The organism is Prosthecobacter sp. (genome assembly GCF_020439865.1).
Taxonomy (GTDB): Bacteria; Verrucomicrobiota; Verrucomicrobiia; order Verrucomicrobiales; family Verrucomicrobiaceae; genus Prosthecobacter.
In genome coordinates this window covers 1-5,070 of record NZ_JAGRPF010000184.1, presented here as the reverse complement: position 1 = coordinate 5,070, position 5,070 = coordinate 1, and the positions used below count along the sequence as shown (strand labels likewise).

At 59.9% G+C, this 5,070-nt stretch carries 5 protein-coding genes; 3 read left to right on the top strand and 2 right to left on the bottom strand.

Translation table 11 applies throughout. The features are described 5' to 3' along the window. The 3 genes from KDL09_RS20730 to KDL09_RS20720 all read left to right on the top strand — a co-directional run. Nucleotides 1-191 (top strand): hypothetical protein (locus KDL09_RS20730; protein ID WP_294389369.1); only part of this gene is annotated, 191 nt, incomplete at its 5' end. 58 nt (nucleotides 192-249) lie between these two features. Then, nucleotides 250-1,344: a DUF885 family protein gene (locus KDL09_RS20725; protein WP_294389367.1), complete on the top strand. Its 1,095-nt coding sequence runs from the start codon at nucleotides 250-252 to the stop codon at nucleotides 1,342-1,344. A 303-nt stretch (nucleotides 1,345-1,647) separates the two neighbouring features. Continuing rightward, complete coding sequence (locus KDL09_RS20720) at nucleotides 1,648-3,207, top strand: L-serine ammonia-lyase, iron-sulfur-dependent, subunit alpha (RefSeq protein WP_294389365.1); 1,560 nt, start codon at nucleotides 1,648-1,650, stop codon at nucleotides 3,205-3,207. Nucleotides 3,208-3,671: 464 nt separating this feature from the next. Here the strand turns inward: KDL09_RS20720 and KDL09_RS20715 are convergent, their stop codons facing one another. Continuing rightward, nucleotides 3,672-3,956: a hypothetical protein gene (locus KDL09_RS20715; protein ID WP_294389364.1), complete on the bottom strand. Its 285-nt coding sequence runs from the start codon at nucleotides 3,954-3,956 to the stop codon at nucleotides 3,672-3,674. 23 nt (nucleotides 3,957-3,979) lie between these two features. Further along, the coding region (locus KDL09_RS20710) for a DUF1588 domain-containing protein (protein ID WP_294389362.1) at nucleotides 3,980-5,070 on the bottom strand (1,091 nt) is incomplete at its 5' end.

Below are 5,070 nucleotides of genomic sequence, written 5' to 3'. Positions count from 1 at the left end.
GCAGCGAAGCCACCCTTGAAGAAGACGCCCGAATCGCCCCCTTCATCAGCAACGGAGTCGGAGGAAGCCAAGACACCCGCGACCGCGACAAAGAGCAATGTGAAATCAGTCAGACTGCCAACGCCGTATCAGGCCCTGCGCAGCGCCGAGGCGGTCAGCGAACTCTCGAATTCTCTGAAAAAGTGGTTTGAAAACTACAACGGATTCACGCCTGAATTTGCGTGGTGGGTGAAGCAACCTTACGACGAGGTGAACAAGGCTCTGGAGAGCTACGGCAAGTTTCTGCGCGAGGAACTGGCAGGAATCAAGGGTAAGAACGAGGACCCCTTGCTTGGCAAGGCAATAGGCGAAGAGGAACTGAAGCGTCAATTCAGGTACGAATTCATTCCCTACACACCGCAGGAGCTTATTGCCCTGGCTGAACGCGAGTTTGCCTGGTGTGAAAGCCAGATGAAGGTCGCAGCTCAGGAGATGCAATTGGGCGATGACTGGAAGAAAGCGCTGGATCGCACCAAGGCGATCTATGTGAAACCGGGTGAGCAAGAAGGCCTGGTGCGTGAAGAGGGCCGCCTCGCGATTGAATTTGTGAAATCGCACAAATTGGTGACGGTGCCTCCGGATTGCGAAGAGTGGTGGGGCACTCGCCTGCTCTCACCAGGCGAGCAGAAGCAAACACCATACGCCGCCTACAGCGGGCACGACATCCTGGTTGCCTATGCGAACGAGACAATGAAGCATGAGGACAAGCTGATGTCGATGCGCGGCAACAACCGGCCCTTCATGCATAATGTGGTGCCACACGAATTGATCCCCGGGCATCATTTACAGAATTATATGGCCGCGAGGAACAAGCCGTATCGCCGCCTCTTCGGCACTCCCTTTTATGTGGAGGGTTGGGCCCTCTACTGGGAGATGCGCCTGTGGGGTCTCGGCTATCACAGCACGGCCGAGGAAAAAGTCGGCGCCCTCTTCTGGCGAATGCACCGTTGTGCCCGGATCATCGTTACGTTGAAGTTTCACCTCGGGCAGATGAAACCGGCCGAGATGGTGAAGTTCCTCACGGATCGTGTGGGTCATGAAAAGTTCGGTGCCACCAGCGAGGTGCGCCGCTTCATCAAAGGAAACTACTCACCGCTTTACCAGTGTGGCTACATGCTCGGTGGACTGCAAATGATTGCCCTCCACAAGGAAATCGTCGACAGTGGAACAATGACCGAGATGCAGTTTCACGATGAGCTGCTAAAACTCGGTCCTATTCCGGTGGAGATGCTCCGTGCGACCCTTCTTGATCAGCCAATTGCGCCGGACTACACGACACAGTGGAAGTTCAATGCCGGACATTGATGTGCCAGGGGTGATGATGAAAACGACCACCGGTAAAGCCGGACCGAAAGCCCGGAGAACAGCGCCTCGGGATCGAGAGGGAGATTCTTCCGTTTTGAGAATGGATACCATCAGGCGACCGCGCGCGGCCCTTCAGTCCTTGTTGTCCGCTTCAGGGGCGCAAACCCGCTGGAGTTTCTTGTTGGAAGGCTTGATTCGTGGCGTGTTTGACCTTTCCCGTCAGCGTCGTCGGTCCGTCTCAGGCCTACCGTAAGCTCTGCTCGATAAATCAACAACCAAGGGACGCAGTGCCCCCGCCTCGCCATGACACCCGTTTCCATCTTCAACGACGTGATCGGCCCTGTCATGCGCGGGCCGTCGAGTTCGCATTGTGCGGCAGCGCTTCGTATCGGCCGGCTGGCGCGGGATTTGATGGACGGTGAGGTCACCGAGGTGCTGGTGGAGTTTGATCGCGAGGGCTCGCTGCCGACCACGCATGAGAGTCAGGGGAGTGATATGGGGCTCTTCGGCGGCTTGTTGGGCTGGGATGCGGATGACGAGCGTCTCCCGAACTCCGCGCGGGCCCTCGAAGAAGCCGGGATCAGACTGCGCATCGATACCGTCGATGTCGGCGATCCGCATCCGAACACCTACCGCCTCACGCTGCGCAACGAACGCGAAACGCACTCGCTCATCGCCATCTCTACCGGCGGTGGCATGATGGAGGTTCTCAGTATCGACGGCGTGAACCTGTCCATTGACGGCGGCTATCATGAAACCCTGATCTGGATGCGGAAGGAGGATGCAGATAAGAGTGGCTGCATCACGCCGGCCGATGAAGTCATCCAACACGACCTGGGTGACATTACCCTCTGGCAGGTCAAGGCCAACACCTTCGCCCGATCCGATTTATTCAATCCTATCTGTGTCAAAACGCTCTCGCCGGTGCTCCCAGTGCCTTCGCGCAAAGACCTGCGGGTGCCCTTCACAAGCTGCACGGAAATGCTGCACCACGATGGCGACAAACGCACCCCGCTCTGGCAACTCGCCATCGATTATGAGATGGCACGTGGCAACTTCTCGGAGCGTGAAGTCATCGACAAGATGATCGCCATCGTGCGCATCCTGCGGAAATCCATCGCCAGCGGCATTGCGGGCACGAGTTATGAAGATCGTGTCCTTGGTCATCAAAGCGGCCGTTTTTTCGATCTTATGAAGTCTGGACGCCTGCTTGATGGCGGCGCGCTGAACCGCATCGTGCTCTATGTCACCGCTTTGATGGAAGTGAAGAGCAGCATGGGCGTGATCGTCGCCGCGCCGACAGCGGGCGCCTGTGCCGCGCTACCCGGGGCCGTCCTCGCCATGGCGGAGGCGATGGACAAGGACGAGGAAGAAATGGCGAGGGCCATGCTGGCCGCCGGACTGATCGGCGTCTTTATCGCCAGCCGGTGGACCTTTGCGGCGGAGGTCGGTGGTTGTCAGGCCGAGGGGGGCTCAGCGGCCAGCATGGCGGCGGCGGCACTCGTGACGCTCGCGGGTGGGACCCGCGATCAATCCATCGCCGCAGCCTCGATGGCCTTTCAGAGCATGCTCGGCCTCATTTGTGATCCCATCGCGAATCGCGTCGAGGCACCATGCCTCGGAAAGAACGTCATGGCGGCCAGTAACGCCCTTTCCTGTGCCAACATGGCGTTGGCCGATTTTGATCCGCTGATCCCGCTCGATGAAGTCATTGACGCGGCGAAGGACGTCTCCGCCATGATGCCCCGAGAACATCGCTGCACCTCGCTCGGGGGACTGGCCATCACGCCGACCTCGCTGGAGATCGAAAGGAAGCTGGCGTCCTTCAAAACGAAATCCTGCGGCGGTTGCGGCTGTCACTGAACATCCTCCTTTCTTTGCGACTCACGCAGCCGCCTGCCGGAAAATGGTGGAGTCATTTCGGCCTACCTAAATGGTGATGCCAACGGATGGACCCTCGAAAGCACGGTGACGAGGCTCCTTCCATGGAAAGCCCGGACCAGCCCTATCTCCTCCCCGACGATCCCATGAGCCTTCGCACCAAGCGGCTACCAGTTCAGCGAAGTGTCCAGCGCGATGCAGAAAGCAATTCGCCGGGCCGACGCGAAACTCGCTGGCTACTGGGCGATGGAACTCTGGGAGAGCGGCTTCGGCCTGTATTGCTGGAAGCGGCTTCTCACCGTGAACGCGGAGGACTGCTGGGGCATCCTCACTGCGGAAGTGAAGGCACTGCACGACGTCTACCTTGTTGTGAACGAGGGCCTGCCCGCCAAGCAGCACCGGGGGCGCATCTTCATCTCCAAGGCGACTGATAGGCATTTCCTTTTTCAACCCCTCGGCTCCCTTCCCGCCGAAGGCCCGGGGTCGGTGGGGTTCGGCTTGTGCAGCGTCGTGGCGAGTTCGGAGGCGTCGATGAAACCGTCGGCATTCGCATTGCCGGATTCGATGTGCTGGTCGCCGTGATGCTTCGCCTGCACATCGTGCGGCAGGTATTCGGCGAGGTTCAGTTTTCCGTCGTGGTCTTTGTCGGCCGCCTTGAGGATGCGGGCGATCAGCGGAGTGTCGTCTGCGGCCAGCAGGGTGGCAGCGGAGAGGAAGAGGATGGCTCTCATGACGGACCGGAATGGGCTGCAACTCACTCCGCACCACGCTCCACCTTGCGGTAAAGAAACGCATCCGAAGTGACGAGCGAGGTGAGGAGCGCCTTCATGCTACCGCCGTTGTCGCGATAGGCTTTGTGGGCGGCCTGCAGGACGGGCGCGTCGTTGAGGGTTTCGTTGCGGCCCATCCAGAAGCGGAAGGCGTGGCGGACGAAGACCTGCTCGACGCGCTCGCTTTCGGCGAGCTTGGCGATCATCTCAAGGGCGTTGGAAACGGGGCCGTCCAGCTTGGGATCGCCGGAGTCGATGATCTCGCCGGTGGCGTCCACGGGCTTGTCGAGCTCGGTGGTGCGGAAGAGGCCGGCGTGGTTATACATCTCGAAAGGCAGTCCCAGAGGGTCCATCTTCTGGTGGCAGGTCCAGCAGTATTTCTCCTTCGTCACGCGCATGCGCTCACGCAGCGTGCTTTGCGGCTCGACGGGAAGCTGGGCATCGACGGTGATGGGCACATCGGGAATGCCGCCACCGAGCAGGCGCTCACGAATCCAGATGCCACGATGGATGGCGTGGTTGTCCATGGCGTCGGATTGTGAGACGAGCCAGGCGGGATGCGTCAAAATGCCGAGGCGCTGACCTTCGGGTGCAGTCGCCAGAACGCGCTCGGGTTTCATGGAGCCGGCACCGAAGGTGGGACGGCTGACACGGGCGTAGATCGGCGGTCCGGTCAGATTGGCCTGGGCCACGTCCACGTTGGCACCACCGCCGCGTTTCCGTTCCTTCCTGGCGTTGTCGATTCTCTTCTCCGCCGCCGTGAGCTGCCTGCTTTGCTGGGTCAGCGACTTTTGCGCAGCCTTGTCCTCGGGATTGTCCTTCAACCGGGCTTCCAGCGCGGCGACTTCCGCCTTCAGCGTTTTGAGTTCAGCGACTTCCTTTTGCGCCTCTTCTTCTTCGGCCTTCTTCTTCGCGGCGATGGCGGCAGCCTGCTCTTCCTTCGAGTGTTTTCTGCCGAAGTAGGTGTTGTCATTCTTGGTGGCCACAACGCGCTGCGTGGTGAGCAGTTCCTTGAGCACGTTTTTGTCTTCCGCGAGGACCAGCTCGATCAGGCGATCCGTGCTGGCCGTGGCGT